16 protein-coding genes are annotated in these 15,358 nt (G+C 60.5%); 4 read left to right on the plus strand and 12 right to left on the minus strand.

The features are described from left to right. Window positions 1–360 precede the first annotated feature (360 nt). From ASG68_RS03275 to ASG68_RS03285, 3 genes are read left to right on the plus strand one after another with little or no spacing between them, the layout of a single operon-like run. Entirely contained in the window at window positions 361–1,488 is a 1,128-nt protein-coding gene (locus ASG68_RS03275) for a hypothetical protein (protein ID WP_062583170.1), read from the plus strand. Next, window positions 1,485–2,651: a DegT/DnrJ/EryC1/StrS family aminotransferase gene (locus tag ASG68_RS03280; protein ID WP_062583167.1), complete on the plus strand. Its 1,167-nt coding sequence runs from the start codon at window positions 1,485–1,487 to the stop codon at window positions 2,649–2,651. The genes ASG68_RS03275 and ASG68_RS03280 overlap by 4 nt, the downstream gene beginning before the upstream one ends. 19 nt (window positions 2,652–2,670) lie before the next feature. Beyond that, the gene (locus ASG68_RS03285) at window positions 2,671–3,435 is read left to right on the plus strand and encodes a cephalosporin hydroxylase family protein (RefSeq protein ID WP_062602591.1); all 765 of its coding nucleotides are present in this window, start codon (window positions 2,671–2,673) and stop codon (window positions 3,433–3,435) included. A gap of 260 nt (window positions 3,436–3,695) precedes the next feature. Here the strand turns inward: ASG68_RS03285 and ASG68_RS03290 are convergent, their stop codons facing one another. The 8 genes from ASG68_RS03290 to ASG68_RS03325 all read right to left on the minus strand — a co-directional run bounded on the left by ASG68_RS03290 (window position 3,696) and on the right by ASG68_RS03325 (window position 11,209). Then, window positions 3,696–4,385 (minus strand): metallophosphoesterase family protein, encoded by a 690-nt coding sequence (locus ASG68_RS03290; RefSeq protein ID WP_062583163.1) that lies wholly within the window; start codon window positions 4,383–4,385, stop codon window positions 3,696–3,698. Further along, window positions 4,382–5,377, minus strand: a complete 996-nt coding sequence (locus ASG68_RS03295) for an ATP-grasp domain-containing protein (protein WP_062583161.1) — start codon at window positions 5,375–5,377, stop codon at window positions 4,382–4,384. Before ASG68_RS03295 ends, ASG68_RS03290 begins: the two co-directional genes overlap by 4 nt. Continuing rightward, the gene (locus ASG68_RS03300) at window positions 5,374–6,249 is read right to left on the minus strand and encodes an NAD-dependent epimerase/dehydratase family protein (RefSeq protein ID WP_062583159.1); all 876 of its coding nucleotides are present in this window, start codon (window positions 6,247–6,249) and stop codon (window positions 5,374–5,376) included. The genes ASG68_RS03295 and ASG68_RS03300 overlap by 4 nt, the downstream gene beginning before the upstream one ends. After that, complete coding sequence (locus ASG68_RS03305; RefSeq protein ID WP_062583157.1) at window positions 6,246–6,971, minus strand: class I SAM-dependent methyltransferase; 726 nt, start codon at window positions 6,969–6,971, stop codon at window positions 6,246–6,248. The genes ASG68_RS03300 and ASG68_RS03305 overlap by 4 nt, the downstream gene beginning before the upstream one ends. Then, window positions 6,968–7,681, minus strand: a complete 714-nt coding sequence (locus tag ASG68_RS03310; protein ID WP_062583155.1) for a WbqC family protein — start codon at window positions 7,679–7,681, stop codon at window positions 6,968–6,970. The genes ASG68_RS03305 and ASG68_RS03310 overlap by 4 nt, the downstream gene beginning before the upstream one ends. A 110-nt stretch (window positions 7,682–7,791) precedes the next feature. Next, window positions 7,792–8,955 carry a class I SAM-dependent methyltransferase gene (locus tag ASG68_RS03315; protein ID WP_062583153.1) on the minus strand — a complete coding sequence of 388 codons (1,164 nt, stop codon included), beginning with the start codon at window positions 8,953–8,955 and terminating at the stop codon, window positions 7,792–7,794. Beyond that, window positions 8,952–9,812, minus strand: coding sequence for a phytanoyl-CoA dioxygenase family protein (locus ASG68_RS03320; protein ID WP_062602703.1), 861 nt, complete (start codon window positions 9,810–9,812; stop codon window positions 8,952–8,954). Before ASG68_RS03320 ends, ASG68_RS03315 begins: the two co-directional genes overlap by 4 nt. Before the next feature lie 116 nt (window positions 9,813–9,928). Continuing rightward, complete coding sequence (locus ASG68_RS03325; protein ID WP_082478224.1) at window positions 9,929–11,209, minus strand: glycosyltransferase; 1,281 nt, start codon at window positions 11,207–11,209, stop codon at window positions 9,929–9,931. A 111-nt stretch (window positions 11,210–11,320) separates the two neighbouring features. Here ASG68_RS03325 and ASG68_RS03330 point away from each other — a divergent pair, with 111 nt between their 5' ends. Then, window positions 11,321–11,626, plus strand: a complete 306-nt coding sequence (locus ASG68_RS03330; protein ID WP_062583150.1) for a chorismate mutase family protein — start codon at window positions 11,321–11,323, stop codon at window positions 11,624–11,626. 83 nt (window positions 11,627–11,709) lie between these two features. Here ASG68_RS03330 and ASG68_RS03335 read toward each other — a convergent pair whose 3' ends face one another. The 4 genes from ASG68_RS03335 to rfbF are packed head-to-tail and all read right to left on the minus strand — an operon-like array spanning window position 11,710 to window position 15,351. Next, entirely contained in the window at window positions 11,710–12,939 is a 1,230-nt protein-coding gene (locus tag ASG68_RS03335; RefSeq protein ID WP_062583148.1) for a class I SAM-dependent methyltransferase, read from the minus strand. After that, entirely contained in the window at window positions 12,936–13,499 is a 564-nt protein-coding gene (locus ASG68_RS03340) for a dTDP-4-dehydrorhamnose 3,5-epimerase family protein (RefSeq protein ID WP_062583146.1), read from the minus strand. The genes ASG68_RS03335 and ASG68_RS03340 overlap by 4 nt, the downstream gene beginning before the upstream one ends. Next, window positions 13,496–14,581 (minus strand): CDP-glucose 4,6-dehydratase, encoded by a 1,086-nt coding sequence (gene rfbG / locus ASG68_RS03345; protein WP_062583143.1) that lies wholly within the window; start codon window positions 14,579–14,581, stop codon window positions 13,496–13,498. Before rfbG ends, ASG68_RS03340 begins: the two co-directional genes overlap by 4 nt. Then, entirely contained in the window at window positions 14,581–15,351 is a 771-nt protein-coding gene (gene rfbF, locus ASG68_RS03350) for a glucose-1-phosphate cytidylyltransferase (RefSeq protein WP_062583142.1), read from the minus strand. Before rfbF ends, rfbG begins: the two co-directional genes overlap by 1 nt. Between the last annotated feature and the right edge of the window lie 7 nt (window positions 15,352–15,358).

A 15,358-nucleotide genomic window follows, 5' to 3' on the forward strand; every position in this document is an offset into this window, starting at 1 on the left:
CGTCTGGCTGGTTCCGTTCTCCGATGAGATGACCATAGCCGCCACAGTTTGCGGGCCGCTTAAATGGATGCGTAGAATTTTACACAATCCGCATTTTTAAGAAAATCAGGTTCAAAAGAGCCGACAAGTTGATGAAAAGGCAAACTGTCGGCGGCTACCGGACCTGTCCGCCCTTGCAAAGCCTCGCTCAAGTTTCCCACGTTACCTCTAAGGCACACGTCAGCAGGCAATGGCTTCAGGCAGGAGACAGGACCGCACCCTCCTCCATGCGGAAGTTACTTGTCTGCTGACGTGACCAATTCCGGATTTGCCGCCGTGCCCACGGCTTGCGCTAATCCTGCTGACGTCGCGAGGCTAGCCATGACACAACTCTCGATCTGCATTCCGCTGGAAACCAAAGCGCAGGATGCCCTGTCGCTGATCGCCGCGCTGATGGAAAACAGGACCGCCGATTTCGAGATCGTCATTGCCCGGCCCGCAGACGTGGTCATGTCCGAGGCGCTTCTCAGCCTCGTGGCCGGTGATGCCCGCATTCGCGTCACCGATGCAGAAGCGGGCATCAGCCGTCAGGCTCTCTGGCGCCAGGCCGTCACCGCCACCACGGGCAACTGGGTGACGCTGGTCATGCCCGGCGACATGATCGAAAGTGACCTCGCCGTCATGGTCGCTTTCCTTGAGGCCTCGTCTCCGAATGTCGATGCATTGGCCTGGAACGCGTTCCAGATCGATCGTCATGCCGAACGCGGCAAGGCGGGCTCCGTCGCCATCCCCGCCGGCTACCAGATCGAGACCTTCGACAAGACCGCGATGCTCAAGGCTTTCTTCTGCTGGGAAAACAGCCTGAGCGTTCCGAAGATGCCTTTCGGTCTTTATCACGCCGCCATTCGCCGCTCCCTCATCGATGCCCTGTTGGATCTGCCCGAGGCACAGGATTGGTCGACACCGCTGCCGCAATATGAGTGGGCGGCGAAAGTCGTTCTCTTCGCCAACGAACTCGCTTTCTGCTCCCGGCCGATGTCGGCGATCAGTACCTCGGCCTATGCGCCGGAAGCGCCGCGCCATCCCTGGAATTTCCCCTTCCATTCAGGCCTCGGCATCGCCGGCGCGGTGGCGGAGGTGCAGTTCCACGTGCTGCGCGAACTCGGCTCGCCCTGGTCCGGCAATAGCGAAGCCTTCGTGCGTGCGCTGACGATCGAATGCATGATGGAGGCCAGCCGCGAGGCCTTCACGGCCAAGGGCAACGCCTATTTCGCGGCGCTACGCGAATTCGAAGGTGGACATCTCGCCCCGTATTTCCGTCCGGAATTCCACCCCGTCCGCGCGCACGACACGCGCCGCGGCCTGCACGGCAAGGCTCTGCTGGTCGACCGCTTCCTCGGCGGCGCGCAGGATGCCGGCGAGTTCTACAACACCGTCAGGCTGATGCTGGCACCCGTCGGACTGATCTGCGGCGGCGTCATGCGCGACGATACAAAAGCCTCAGCATGACCGCGACGCCAGCACGCATCTCCTACACCAAGCCCTCGATCACTGAGCTGGAAGTGGCCTATGCCACGGATGCCGCCGCGAACGGCTGGGGCGAGCGCTGCTACGACTATATCGTCCGCTTCGAGGACGGCTTTCGTCGTCATCTCGGCGTTGGCCACGCCATCGCGACGTCGAGTTGCACCGGCGCCATGCATATGGGCCTCGCGGCACTCGGTATCGGCGAAGGCGACGAGGTCATCCTCGCCGACACCAACTGGATCGCGACGGCGGCGCCTGTCGTCCATCTCGGCGCCGCTCCAGTTTTCGTCGATGTCCGGCCCGACAGCTGGTGCATCGACCCCGATGATGTCGAGCGTCACATTACCCCCAGAACCAAGGCAATCATCGCCACCCATATCTACGGCAATCTCTGCGACATGGACCGTCTCCTGGAGATCGGCCGCCGCCACTCCATTCCCGTCATCGAGGACGCCGCCGAAGCGATCGGCTCCGAGTGGCATGGCCGCCGCGCCGGTTCCATGGGCATCTTCGGTACCTTCTCGTTTCACGGCACCAAGACGCTGACAACAGGCGAAGGTGGCATGTTCGTCACCAGAGACAGCGCCCTGTTCGAAAAGGTCCTGACGCTGAGCAATCACGGCCGCGCCCGCAGCCAGAAGAAGCAGTTCTGGCCCGATGATGTCGGCTTCAAGTACAAGATGTCGAACATCCAGGCAGCCCTCGGCTGTGGCCAACTGGAACGCATCGAAGGCCTGATCGCCCGCAAACGCGAGATTCTTCAAAGCTACAGCGAAAAACTCAAGTCCTACCAGAGCATCAGCCTCAATCCGGAAGCGCCCGGCACCGTCAACGGCGCATGGATGCCGACCGTGGTGTTCGATCGCGATCTCGGCATAACGCGTGAAATGCTGCAGCAGGCCTTCAACGACGCCAATATCGACGCGCGCGTGTTCTTCCATCCGTTGAGCAGCCTGCCGATGTTCGAGGAAAAGCGCGGCAACCGGCATGCCTGGGACATTCCGGAGCGGGCCATCAACCTGCCCAGCTATCATGACATGGCAGAAGACGAGATTGCCCGTGTGGCCGATGTCGTCATCGGCCTGATCGACAGCCGTTCTGCGGCTGCCCTGCCTGGCGAACAGCGCCTGGCCAAATCCGCTTGAAACAAAGGCGTACCATTCCATGACCACCAAAGACGACCGCCAGGAATTCGAAGCCCACAAGGAAGCGATGTGCCTGGCGCTGGGCAAGGACGAAAAGGTCTTCAAGCAATCGATCGACACCATGCTGGCGCTCGATACCTACGACTATTCCTATCTCTGGAGCTGGATGGGCGTTCCGATCATTCAGTTGCCCGCCGATATCATGGCAACGCAGGAAGTCATCTGGAACACCCGCCCCGACATCATCATCGAAACCGGCGTTGCGCGCGGCGGCTCGATGATCTTCATGGCCTCGCTGCTCGCCATGACCGGCAATGACAAGGGTAAGATCATCGGGGTCGACATCGATATCCGCGCCCATAACCGCGAAGCGATCGAAACGCATCCGATGGCAAGCCGGATCGCCCTGATCGAGGGCGGCTCGGTGGACGACAGCACGCTGGATGCAGTCCGTGCCCTGATTCCAGAGGGCGCCCGCGTCATGGTCGTGCTCGACAGCGACCATTCGTACAAGCATGTTCTCGCCGAATGCCGCGCCTACGGTCCGTTGGTCACGGAAGGCTGCTATCTCGTCGTCGCCGACACCGCCGCCGCCCATTGGACCGCAGAACAGGCCCCGAAGAAGCGCTCGAAAGCCTGGTTCGCCGGCGACGAGCCGCTGAGCGCGCTCAACGACTATCTCAAGGAAACCGACCGCTTCCACGTCGATCCCGTCATCAACGGCAAGCTCGTGTTGGCTTCCTCGCCTGGTGGATATTGTGTTCGTTTGCCGGACGCTGGTTAAGAATTTTTTGAGTTCTCTGCGAGCAGTCTTTTCCGTTGGCTCCTCGGGAGATCGCTAATCGACCGCGAGATTGAGGAGGTTCACCCCCCTCTGTCACTCCGTGACATCTCCCCCTCAAGGGGGGAGATCAACCTTCCCCTAAACGCATCCCAATAAGGTGAGCACGAGGCTTGCGGCTCATCTCCCGCCTTGAGGGGGAGATGTCGGCGTAGCCGACAGAGGGGGGTGCCTCCGCCTGGATTTCGGTCAGAACGAAGCCCTCACTCCGCCAGCGTGACCTTGTCGATCCGGCCACCGATCTGCGCGCCGATATAGAGGTTCTCATAACACCGCGCCGGAAAGCCTGCAGCCTGCATGTGGAAGGCTGTCTCATCGATGTCGTAATCGACCCGCCGCAATTCGATCACCCCGTCCTCGAACGTGGCAAATGCCGCACGACTGTCGCCATCGCGGGGCTGGCCGACAGCGCCGGGATTGCAGAATGTCCGGCCGTTGACATCGAGCCGAACCTGCACATGCGTATGGCCGGCAAAGAAGGTTTCCGCCCCCTCCGGCAGGTCCTCGTCGGAGATCTGGTAGAGATACTGGTCGACGTGATCGCGCCAACCGCCATGGGTGAAATAGGTTGTTCCGTCGATGATATGGGATTTGGACTGCGCGAGCCACTCCACCTGCTCGAGCGAAATGATGCCACGCTGATATTCGGTGATATCGGAAACCAGCTTGGAACGCGGGCAGCCCTCGCCGCTGACAATGTAATGGTCGTGATTGCCGAGAATATTGACGATACCGCGCGCGCGCAGGAGATCGACGCATTCGCCAGGCTGGGCGTAATAGCCAACGACATCACCGAGCGAGAGGACCCGCTCGCAGCCAAGCGCGTCAATCTTCTCCAGCACCGCCTTCAGCGCCGGAAGATTGCCGTGGATGTCCGAGATGATTGCGATCATGTCACCACATAGTCTTCATAGTAGCGCCAGCCACGGCCCGGACGAACGTCTGGTGCAGAAGGCTTCCGGCCCAAGAGATAGTATTCAACCGACATGACGGCCTCGTTATAGCCGAAGGCGGCCCGCAGCGACGTGCTGCTGGAAAAACGCGGATTGATCTCCAGCAGGTAGGGCGTGTCACCATCCATGCGGAACTGGTAATTGGTCGGGCCAACGGGCTTGAAGATCGAAGCGAGCTTCGCGACGGTCTCCGCCAGCACGGGATGATCCACCACCTCGGCATATTGGGTATTGCCGGCAACCGAGAGTTTGCGGCGGAAGATGATCGGCGGCAGGGCCGTGCCATCGCCGAAACCAAACGCGCCAACGGTGAATTCGTGCTCGTCGCTGCCGATGAATTTCTGGATCAGGAAGTCGTCTTTGCTCTTGCGGCTCCAGTAGTTGAAATCGTCCTCGTCCTTCAAGACTGCGATGCCACGCGAACCGTTACCCTGCCGTGGCTTGAGCAGAAGCGGCAGGCCGAGATCATGCACGCAATCCGCAAAGCCGGCACCCAGACGCGCGGGAATGGCCGGCAGGCCGAGCCGTTCGAGTTCAACGCCGAAATCCCATTTGTCCTGCGCCAACTCGATGACGGCGGGATCGTTGAGGACGATGCGCGCATGAAGATCCGGGAAGGCCGCACGATTGCGGCTGAAGAACAGGACATCGAGTTCAAGCCCCGGCAGGACGAGATCGACAGCCTCGTCACGCAGCAGATCCTTCCAGAAATCGAGATAGGCGTCTGAACCCTCATCGATGGCCGGCTTGGCGAAAAACGCGTCGCACCAATAGGGGCCGATGCCGTTCGGATCGCGGTCGACGCCAATGACGCGAACATCAAGGCCCGACAGCTTCAACGACCGGATGATCCCCTGGCCGATCAACGCACCGACCGCCGTCACGACGACAGTGATCGCGTCTCCGGGTCTCTTCGTTGCTTGCATCATCATGTCAGGTCCATGGGTCCGAAGGCGGTCGCGGTTCCGGCATCACGGATCATCGCGATACCATCGCGCATGCCGATGGCAGGATGAAGATCGAGCGCGGCGAAGGCTTCAATCCCGCTCGGAAAATGGATCGGCCGAAACGGCGTCTTCTCCGGCACGATGACGGAGCGGCCGCCCTGCCCGAAAACCTCAAAAGCGAGATCGGCGATCTCCTCGATCGTCAGCGACTCGGGATGTGCAATATCGATTACACCCTTTACCTGGCTTTTTGCCGCCCGGATCATCAGGTCAGCCGCATCGTGCACATGCAGGAAATTACGGACGCCATCCGATCGTGGCATGCGGATATCCTCACCGCGCGATGCATAGGCGATAATCCGGCCAAACCAGGCCTGATGGTCGCAGCAGCGACCTTCGACATCGAACAGCTGGGAGAAACGCAGGCTGCAGAACCGGACTTTCTGACGTTGCAGCGACCAGTCGAAAACCTGCTCGGCAATGCCCTTGCTCAGGCCATAGGACGTGAAATTGCCGGGGTCCAGTGTGCTGTCGGACGAGGCCGATCCGGCATAGATGAGCGCGGTCGCCTTGAGATCGCGCACTAGCCCGGCAACAGAGAAGGCGCTGGCTGCATTGGCCGCGAAATTCTGGCGAAATCCGTCATCGCTGTCACCGGCGAAGCTCGCGGCGCAGTGGAAAACCACGTCAGCATTGATGAGTTCGGGTATCGAGGCAGCGGCATCCGTCAGGTCGAAGACAATATCGTCGGATGCGGAGCGCCCGATGGTCACCGTCGCGATACCCCGCTCATGCAGCCGCTTGACCAGCTGGCTGCCGAGCATGGAGCGCGCGCCGATGACGGCGGCGGTTTTCATTGTAGCGTGGCTTCCATCAACAGGGCGACGCAGAGATCGGGGAAGTCGATGCCGACCCGCAGCATGGCATCGAGGTTTTCCTGGAAGTCCGGCAGAGTCTTCAGGACAGCCAGTGGCAGTGGCTTCAGGTAGATGCCCTCTTCGAGGCTCACCGCATAACCGTGATCCTGCATTTCCTGCTTCAGCGTGTCGCGGCAATACTGCCGCTTGTGACCCAACGCGTGGTCGTTGGCGTTGAGGCTGTAGATGTCGTCGATCTTGCCGAGCTCGACGCCGAGACGCCGGTTCATCGACTTGGCGTTGGGAACGGCGACGAAAATGCGTCCGCCTGGTTTCAGGAATTTCTTGAAACGCTCCAGCAGCATTCCGGGATCATCCACGTGTTCGAGGATGAAGCCCATAACGATGACGTCGAAGCGCTCTGCGGTCTCGAAATCCTCAAAATAGGAGAACACGACCTCGCCAGCGAAATCCGGGCTTTTTTCCTTGAACAGGTCGATGACCAGCTGCGAACCCTCGATGATCACATGGCGATCGCAGGCGGCGTTGAACAGGCCCGGCGTGTAGCCGTGACCGATCCCGAGTTCGAGAATCGAACCGACCTTGCCGAAACGGCGAATGATGCGCTCCGGGTACCAGTTGAGGATGAGATCGTTTTCGATGGCCGTTGCGGCATTCGGACGATACTCGGATGTGACTGCATCCAGATTTTCTGTCGTCATTGGGTGAATTCCTTCCAACCGATCGTTCCCGAATTGATCATGGCAGCGCCTTCAACACCGCAATTGGCGATCAGGTCCAATGCGGTGACGAAAGGGGTGAAGTCGCCGTGCAATTGCGGATAGGGGGTGCGCTCATAGCGCATGTATTCGACGGAAATGCCCTTTTCCTCGAACAGGCCGTGGTTCAGGTAACGCCGGGCGCCGTGGCCGGTAATGTAGACCGTGCCTTCCAGATGCTCGACGATATCGCAGACCCGCTCGCTGCTCGCGCCGGGAACGGGCAGGTTCTCGGAAGAGAGGAACCTCGGGCTGAGACCGAAATAGGCTGCGAGTTCCAGCATGGAGAGGCGCGAGATATCGGCGACCGTATGGGCATCCTGCGCGAAGACGCGGTCGACAACGCCGAGCATCTCGTCACGGAACGCTGCCTTGCGATAGGCCTGCCGCAGGATTTCGCGATGCCGGCTGCGCCAGTCGGTGCGGTCGTCGAGCATCACTTCGTCAATCCTCTGGCCGAAATGATAGTCGCGCAGCGGTAGTGTCATCCAGCTCACACCGTTGACACCCTTCACCTGGACGCGGTTGCTGAAACTTCCCTTGGAATATTGCACGTCATCATAATGCACGAAGACATCCGCCAGCCGAATCTGCTCCAGCAGACCCACCCAGGGGAAATACATCGACTGTGAGATAACGATATTCCGGCTCATGATCCGTTCAAGCAGTCCCGACCTTCCGCCCGTGACGACGGCTGTCCGGGCAATGTGACCGGGTCAAACTATCGCCAAAGCCTTTCGCGAGGCTGGCTGTAACGCCTGCCTCAGCCGTCGATCCAGACGAGTTCAAGCCCCGGACGATGCAGTGCCGCCTGGCCGGCAATGGCCGCGCGCGCTTTCAACGGATTAAGCCCGACGAAAACGACATCGACGTCGTCTTCCAGCTTCGCCGGTGACAGGACTGGACGGTTGAAATGAACCGATCCCTGAAGTTTCGGATTCTGATCGAGGAAGACGCGGAAATCGACATCGGCCTCGATGCGGCTGCAAATCCAGCTGCCGTAAAAGCCGGAACCGTAGATCGCCCCACGCTTGCCCGAAAACTGCTTGGCCGCACCGTCGAGCCGAACGGTTGCATCCCTCCAGAAGGCGCAGATTTCCTTGGCCTTGTAGGCGGCATCGGCAACTTCCTGCCGGTCGACCGCTTCCGCTGCGGTCTCTTCCAGCCGGCCCGCGACGATGAAGAAGGCGCCTGGGAAGGCGGCGCTATCGACGGTTTCGAGCTTGAGGCCGGAAAGCGCCAGCGCGCTTTTCAAGGAGGCGATACTGAAATGATTGAGATGATCAGCCACCGTCATGTCGCCGGGATTGGCTGCGACATCGGGCATGGAGAGAAGAAGCTTTCCGCCCGGCGCCAGCAGTGCGCGCAGCGTTTTCAGGAACGCGACAGGTTCGGCCACATGCTCGATGACGAAATGGCTGATGATTGCCTGGAAGCGTCCGGTCCAGCTATCCGGAACGGTATAGCTCGCCTGATCCTCCGGCTTCACCCATCCGTTCCATGCCGCCACATAGTCGCGGCTGACGTCGAAGACATGCGGGTGAAGATCAGCACGCGCGCGGCACATCTTGCGCAGCGTGTCGGCTTTTCCCGCGCCGTAATCGAGGATCGAGGCACCCTGCGGCAAATCCATCAGCTTCAACCCGATCGCGGCCTGATGGTCCGTGCGGTAGATCGGCGTGCCATCCGCGGCAACGGCGAAGATCTGGTCGTGATCGTCCGATTCCAGCGAGATACGGTAGGTCGTATCGTAGAACGTGTCGATATCCGGCAGGTCGGCGCATTGCGCGTGACCGCATTCGTCACAGACATAGGCGAGCGTCGGAATATCGATGAAGGCCATCATCGAGGTCAGCGCCGGGGCGGAAGCCTCGTAGGAAGCCTTGGCGATCGGCGTCGCGCAAACCCGGCATGTGGTCGTCGTCATATAGACGTCTCCCCGTCGGTCACCAGTTCCGGCAGAACCTTGGAAAAATCGACGCCGGCAGCGAACGAGCCGCACCAGCCGATGCGGACTCCGAGCGGATCGGCGAAGTTGAAATAGCGGAACTGGATGCTCCAGCGCGGCATCTTCGAGACATTGTGTCCGCCCTGATGCATGGTCAGGAAGTCCATGAGGATCAAGTCACCCGGATTGGTCAATGGCGCGACGACCTCGTATTTCGCCAGGCGCTCCTCGCAGCCGTCCATGAACAGCGCATAGGCGCCTTTCTTGCCGAGGCCCGCGTCATCGCGATAGACCGGAATCAGGCCTTCGGCATGCGAGCCCGCGGCGATCTGAACGGGGCCCATGTCTGGCGTCACCGGCAGCAGTGGCGTCCAGAAGACGACGCCGTCGAGGCTGCGCAGCTGACCCGGGAATTCCTGATGCCACTGGGCGCGGAACTTCTCCTCGCCAGGATTGTCGATACGGATGCCATATCCGCCGGCGGCTATGCCCGGAATGGACTCCGGATGCAGATGCTGGAAAACCGTCTGGTTGACGGCCTTGGTGACGAGCAGCATGAAGGCCGGGATCTGCTTGACTGCATCATAGACCTCGCCGCCCCAGGCACGGTTCTTGGCGATCAGCGCCGGATAGGCCAGCGTCATCGCGTTCCAGGCTGTATCCGTCGGCGCATCCACGTCATATTTGGCGCAGAGCAGCTCGAGGATGACCCGAATACCTTCCTGAATCGGCGCCACGTCGCGTTGCGCGTCGTAGAATTGCGGCAGTATCGCATAACCCTTGGCCGCGAAGTCGTCCCTTACCGAAGCGGGGATGATCACCTCATTCTGAATCATGCTGTTCACATCCTTTCGATGTCGCAATTCCGACGCGCGGTGCGGGGAAAGTGCCGGCGAGGCACGCAGCTCTTTCGAGCAGTCCGCCATGCGAGCCTCGCCGGGTCCTCGTCTGCCTACGCAGCCTTGAAATGCTCGTTGAATTTCAGTTCAAGATCCTTCACCGGCGCAATCATCTGATCGACCAGGTGATAGAGTTCCGCCGGCGTCTGGACGCCCGCGATCTCTTCGTCGATCAAGAGGAAGTCGTTGGCGACGCCGGTGAAAAACTTGGCACCGGCCGGCTCGACATAATCGACCGGCTTGAAGTTCTTCAGATATTTGCCCCCATGCCAGCGAGTAAAGGCGGCACGATATCCCGCGATCATGCCCTCATAGGCCTCGACATTGCCCATTATGCCGCAATTGATACCGCAGGCTTCCGCGAAATTCGCTTCCCAGCCCTTGATGGGGCTGTAGCCATAGGTCGTGAGGAACCAATGCTGAGTCTGCGCAATGCAGGCGGCAAGACCGAGGATCGACGGGAAGGGAAAATTCTTCATGTGCGGATCTTCGTCAATGTTGCGGCCGGTCTCAACCATGAAGGCCGCATGCATCTCGTTGATCTTTTCAGTAATTTTGAGCTTGGCAGAGTTGCTGTCCGCGCATGAGCCAAGAACGGAGAAAGGGCGCTCCGAGTAGAACATGTGCTCTGCCGTAACGAGTACCTTGCAGGCATTCTCGAAATCGACGACCGGATATTCGCAATACTTGCCGCCGAACTTCGCCTTGATCTTGTCCATCACCCGCTTGGAAACCGCGCTGTGATAGAAGCAAAAGCTCATGTTCGGTGTCGCCTTGCCGCCTCTCCAGGAAAAGAATTCCTGATAGGCAACCGCGCGCGACACGCGGTGCACACCGGTCTTCAGAGGCACGGAAACATTGCAATGGTTCGGACGGTTGCCCGGCCAGTTATAGGTCAGGCGGCTCCAGACCAACACATCGACGGTCTTGTGCTCCTGCTGCGAACGGATGAGCAAGTCGATCACATCGACATCGACATAATCGTCATCACCGATCATGCAGATGAACTCGCCGGTCGCGGCCTCAACGCAGCGATCCCAGTTTTCCACCATCGGCAGGATGCGACCGGTGGACGGCAAATATTTCACGCGCGGATCGGCGATCACATCTTCCATGAAGCTGTTCATGATCGAGGCGTCATCGGAATTGTCGGCGAACACGAACTCCACGTCTGTACGCAGGTTCATCAGCTGGCTTCTGATCGTTTCCTGGAAATAGCGCTGGCGGTTCCGTGAGGGCACACAAATCGTCAGTTTCGGCTGGGCGAACATGAAATTTCTCCGTTTGCCGAACACTAGACACGAGGGCTTTCGCGAAGCTTGCCCGCGACCCATCGTCCACGGCACCGGTTTTCAGCTTTTCAGGAGAGGGCTTGCTTGCTAAGCAGCGACACGAGCGGTCTTGCGATGCAGCATGGATCGCATTGAATGACTTCGGAGACCCGCATGCAGAAAAGCCCGGCAGACTGCACATCGATGGCAGACATCCGCGCTGAGATCGACCGGATCGACCAAGCCTTGATCGCCCTGTTCAAGGAGCGCTGGGGCTATATCGGGCGCGCGGCGGAGATCAAGAAAGATGCCGGGCTAAAGGCCGACATCCCGACCCGGGTCGATCAGGTGCGACGCAATGCACGCAAGAATGCCGAGAAGGCCGGACTGAATCCCGACTTCTACGAGGATATCTGGGCGCGCCTCGTCCAGCACTCGATCGAGCACGAACTCGAAGTCCTCGGCGACAGCGGTCGATAGTCGGCGTCAGCCGATCTTGACGCTCGCTGCGTCCGATTTCTTGACCGGCTTTTCGAGCGCGGCTTCCGGCAGGGTAACCTCGGCTACGGATGCACCGTCAGCATCGGCACCGCCGTTACGAACTTGCCACCCCAATCGCTGATATACGAAAGCTGCTGTTTGATTTCGGCCTGAAGGTTCCATGGCAGTATGACCACCCTTTCCGGTTTTTCGGCTTTGAGAATGTCCTCGGTGACAACCGGGATACGGCTGCCGGGAAGCAGAAGCCCCTGCTTGGCCGGGTTCTTGTCGACGACGAATGGCAGGAGATCCGGCTTGACGCCGGCGAAGTTCAGCAGCGTGTTGCCCTTGGCGGCCGCGCCGTAGGCGGCGACCTTCAGGCCCGCCCGACGGCTCTCGATCAGGAAGCTCAGGAAGCCGTCCCGCACGGTCTGCGCCGCATCCTGAAAATTCGTGTAGAAGGCATCTTCGAGCATGCCGGCAGCCTGTTCGGCGGCAAGTGTCTCGGCCACGGCTGGGGTGACGGCATGCGTCCCCGTATCGCTGCGCTGCGCGAACACCCGCAGGCTGCCGCCATGCCAGGGCGTGGTCTCGACGTCAAAGACAGACAGCCCGTTGGCCTCGAACACGCGCTTCACCGCCGTCAGCGACAGATACGAATAGTGTTCGTGATAGGCCGTATCGAACTGTGCCTCTCGCACCATGTTGAGCAGATGCGGAAACTCGAAGGCCGCGACACCGTTGGCCTTCAGCAGACGGGCGAAGCCGGCAACGAAATCGTTGATATCCGGCACATGGGCAAGCACGTTGTTGGCGGCCATCAGGTCAGCCGAACGCCCCTCCGCCGCCAGCTTTTCGCCCAGTTCCGCGCCGAAGAACTCCTCGATGATCTCGATGCCCTTTTCACGCGCCGCAGCCGCCGTGCTCGCCGTCGGCTCGATGCCCAGGCAGCCGATGCCGCGCGCCTTGGCATATTGCAGGAGATAGCCATCGTTGGCAGCGATCTCCACGATCATGGAAGATGATGTCAGGCCGAACCGGGTCTGCATGTCAGCGACATATCGTTCGGCATGTTTCAGCCAGGAGGTCGAGAACGAGCTGAAATAGGCATAGCTCGACGAGAAGAAGGTCTCGCGATCGGCGAAATCTTCGGTCTGCACCAGCCGGCATTCCGCGCAGGTACGGATGACCAGCGGATACCAGAGTTCCGGCATATGCCGTTCATCGGTCCGGACATAGGAATTGGACGGCGGCGCGGTTCCGAGATCAAGGAACGGCACCATATGCGTCGATCCGCAGTGGCGGCATTTCATGCGGCAACTCCACGATAATCCTGTGCCAGCAGCGGATGGCCCGCATCGCGCGGCGACAGGTTGATCACCGGCAGAGGCCAGTCGATAGCAAGCGAGGGATCCTGCGGGTTAAGACCGCCTTCTACTTCCTCGGCATAAGCCTGCGAATGCGCGTAGATCATCCGGACATCATCGGTCAGCGCCTGGAAGCCGTGGGCGAAACCCTTCGGGATCAGCAGGGACTTGCCATTGTCCTCCGAAAGCTCGATTGCGAAATGCTGGAGGAAGGTCGGAGATTCCTTGCGGATATCGACGGCGACATCGAGGATACGGCCGCGCGTGCAGGTGACAAGCTTGATCTCGGCATGCGGCGGACGCTGGAAATGCATGCCGCGTACGGTCCCCCGCTGCCGCGTTCCCGTCTCGTTCAATTGGGCGATACTTCCCTGCCAGCCGAAGGCTGCCAGATCCTCGGCACAGAAAAGCCGGGACAGGAAGCCCCGGTCGTCCGACATGGTCTTGCGCTCGATCACGAACAGCCCGCGAAGCGGCGTTTCGTGCGCCGTGAAGCGCCCGCTCATCCAGCCGCCCTCAAGGGCTCGGCCGCAATCGACAGGCCGGCAAAGTCACGGATATCGGCAAGGCAGAGTTCCAGCGCCGCCTGCCCGTCGCATTGGGCGCGATACCATTCCATCGTCCGCTTGACCGTCTCCGACAGCCGCCAGCGTGGACGATAGCCGAGCTCGGCCTTCGCCTTGTTGCTGTCGAGGACCAGATAGCCTGCCTCGTGCGGACCGTCGGTTCCGTCGCCCAGCAGCATCGCGCCACCGCCGAAATGACGCTCGGCCATCTTCAGCACCGCGCCAACCGAGGCCGCTTCGCCGTGATCGGGTCCGAAATTGTAGCTCTCGATGCCCTCCGGCATCTGCCAGAGACGCTCGGCCAGAACCATGTAACCGCCGAGCGGCTCCAGCACGTGCTGCCAGGGGCGCACGGCGCGCGGACGGCGCACCTGCAGCGTCTCGCCGCTCTGCCAGGCCCGCACGGCATCCGGAATCAGCCGGTCTTCCGCCCAGTCGCCGCCACCGATGACATTGCCGGCACGCGCCGTGGCAAGGCCGATCTGGCGCGCCGCGAAGAAGGAGGAACGATAGCTTGCCGCGACGATTTCCGCTGCCGCCTTGCTGGCACTGTAGGGATCGTGGCCGCCGAGCGGATCGGTCTCCATGAAGGCGAGACCGGTTTCGGCATTGTGATAGACCTTGTCCGTCGTCACCACGACGATCGAACGCACGTCCTCCGACATACGCAGCGCATCGAGCAGGTTGGCCGTGCCGAGGACGTTGATGTCGTAGGTTTCCGCCGGGCTGCGGTAACCAGCGCGCACCAGCGCCTGTGCGGCCAGGTGGAAAACCACCTGCGGCTTGGTGCGCAGTACATGATTGTTGACGGCATCGCGGTCACGGATATCGATGATACCCGGTCCGGACGTATCGCCGCCCAGCAGCATGAAAAGCGACGGATCGGTCTGCGGCGCCAGCGAAAGGCCCGAAACATCGGCGCCGAGTTCGCGCAGCCAGAGCGTCAACCAGCTGCCTTTGAAGCCGGTATGTCCGGTGACCAGAACTCGTTTTCCGCGCCAGAATTCGTTTGTCATAGGCATCACCAGCTTTTCCACGGCGGAGCGCCGCTTTGCCAAAGGGTTTCGAGATGGTTCTTGTCGCGCAGCGTATCCATCGGTTGCCAGAAGCCCTCGTGGAGATAGGCCTGCAGTTCGCCGTCCTTGGCGAGCCCCATCAGCGGCTCGCCTTCCCAGCTCGAATGATCCGCCTCGATCCGATCGATCACGCGGGGAGACAGCACGAAGAAGCCGCCATTGATGAAGCCGCCTTCGCCTTCCGGCTTTTCGATAAAGCCTTGCACCTCGTTGCCGTCCAACTGTAGCGCGCCGTATCGTGCCGGCGGCCGAACGGCGGTCACCGTCGCCTGCTTGCCATGGCTCCTGTGGAAGGCGATCGTCGCACCGATATCGACATTGCTGACGCCGTCGCCATAGGTGAAGCAGAATGCTTCCTCGTTCTTCAGGTACGAGGACACGCGCTTGAGACGGCCGCCGGTCATCGAGTTTTCGCCGGTATCGATCAGCGTCACCCGCCAGTTCTCGGCGCTCTGCCGATGGAACTCGATCGAGTTTTCTGCCAGATCGAAGGTAATGTCCGACATGTGCAGGCCGTAATTGGCGAAATATTCCTTGATCATGTAGCCCTTGAAGCCACAGCAGATGATGAAGTCGCGCACGCCGTGGGCGTAATAGAGCTTCATGATGTGCCAGAGGATCGGGCGACCGCCGATCTCGATCATCGGCTTGGGGCGAAGATGGGTTTCTTCCGCGATGCGCGAACCGAGGCCGCCGGCGAGAATGACCGCTTTCATGTCATCC

Origin of the sequence: Rhizobium sp. Leaf453, from assembly GCF_001425605.1 — a bacterium.
Classification (GTDB): domain Bacteria; phylum Pseudomonadota; class Alphaproteobacteria; order Rhizobiales; family Rhizobiaceae; genus Pararhizobium.

Coding starts and splice junctions, on each gene's coding strand:
- ASG68_RS03285 (WP_062602591.1), top strand. CDS start 2,671: ATGACCACCAAAGACGACCGCCAGGAATTCGAAGCCCACAAGGAAGCG.
- ASG68_RS03295 (WP_062583161.1), bottom strand. CDS start 5,377: ATGATGATGCAAGCAACGAAGAGACCCGGAGACGCGATCACTGTCGTC.
- ASG68_RS03320 (WP_062602703.1), bottom strand. CDS start 9,812: ATGATTCAGAATGAGGTGATCATCCCCGCTTCGGTAAGGGACGACTTC.
- ASG68_RS03315 (WP_062583153.1), bottom strand. CDS start 8,955: ATGACGACGACCACATGCCGGGTTTGCGCGACGCCGATCGCCAAGGCT.
- ASG68_RS03305 (WP_062583157.1), bottom strand. CDS start 6,971: ATGACGACAGAAAATCTGGATGCAGTCACATCCGAGTATCGTCCGAAT.
- rfbF (WP_062583142.1), bottom strand. CDS start 15,351: ATGAAAGCGGTCATTCTCGCCGGCGGCCTCGGTTCGCGCATCGCGGAA.
- ASG68_RS03290 (WP_062583163.1), bottom strand. CDS start 4,385: ATGATCGCAATCATCTCGGACATCCACGGCAATCTTCCGGCGCTGAAG.
- ASG68_RS03325 (WP_082478224.1), bottom strand. CDS start 11,209: ATGGGTCGCGGGCAAGCTTCGCGAAAGCCCTCGTGTCTAGTGTTCGGC.
- ASG68_RS03330 (WP_062583150.1), top strand. CDS start 11,321: ATGCAGAAAAGCCCGGCAGACTGCACATCGATGGCAGACATCCGCGCT.
- ASG68_RS03310 (WP_062583155.1), bottom strand. CDS start 7,681: ATGAGCCGGAATATCGTTATCTCACAGTCGATGTATTTCCCCTGGGTG.
- ASG68_RS03280 (WP_062583167.1), top strand. CDS start 1,485: ATGACCGCGACGCCAGCACGCATCTCCTACACCAAGCCCTCGATCACT.
- ASG68_RS03340 (WP_062583146.1), bottom strand. CDS start 13,499: ATGAGCGGGCGCTTCACGGCGCACGAAACGCCGCTTCGCGGGCTGTTC.
- ASG68_RS03300 (WP_062583159.1), bottom strand. CDS start 6,249: ATGAAAACCGCCGCCGTCATCGGCGCGCGCTCCATGCTCGGCAGCCAG.
- ASG68_RS03275 (WP_062583170.1), top strand. CDS start 361: ATGACACAACTCTCGATCTGCATTCCGCTGGAAACCAAAGCGCAGGAT.
- ASG68_RS03335 (WP_062583148.1), bottom strand. CDS start 12,939: ATGAAATGCCGCCACTGCGGATCGACGCATATGGTGCCGTTCCTTGAT.
- rfbG (WP_062583143.1), bottom strand. CDS start 14,581: ATGCCTATGACAAACGAATTCTGGCGCGGAAAACGAGTTCTGGTCACC.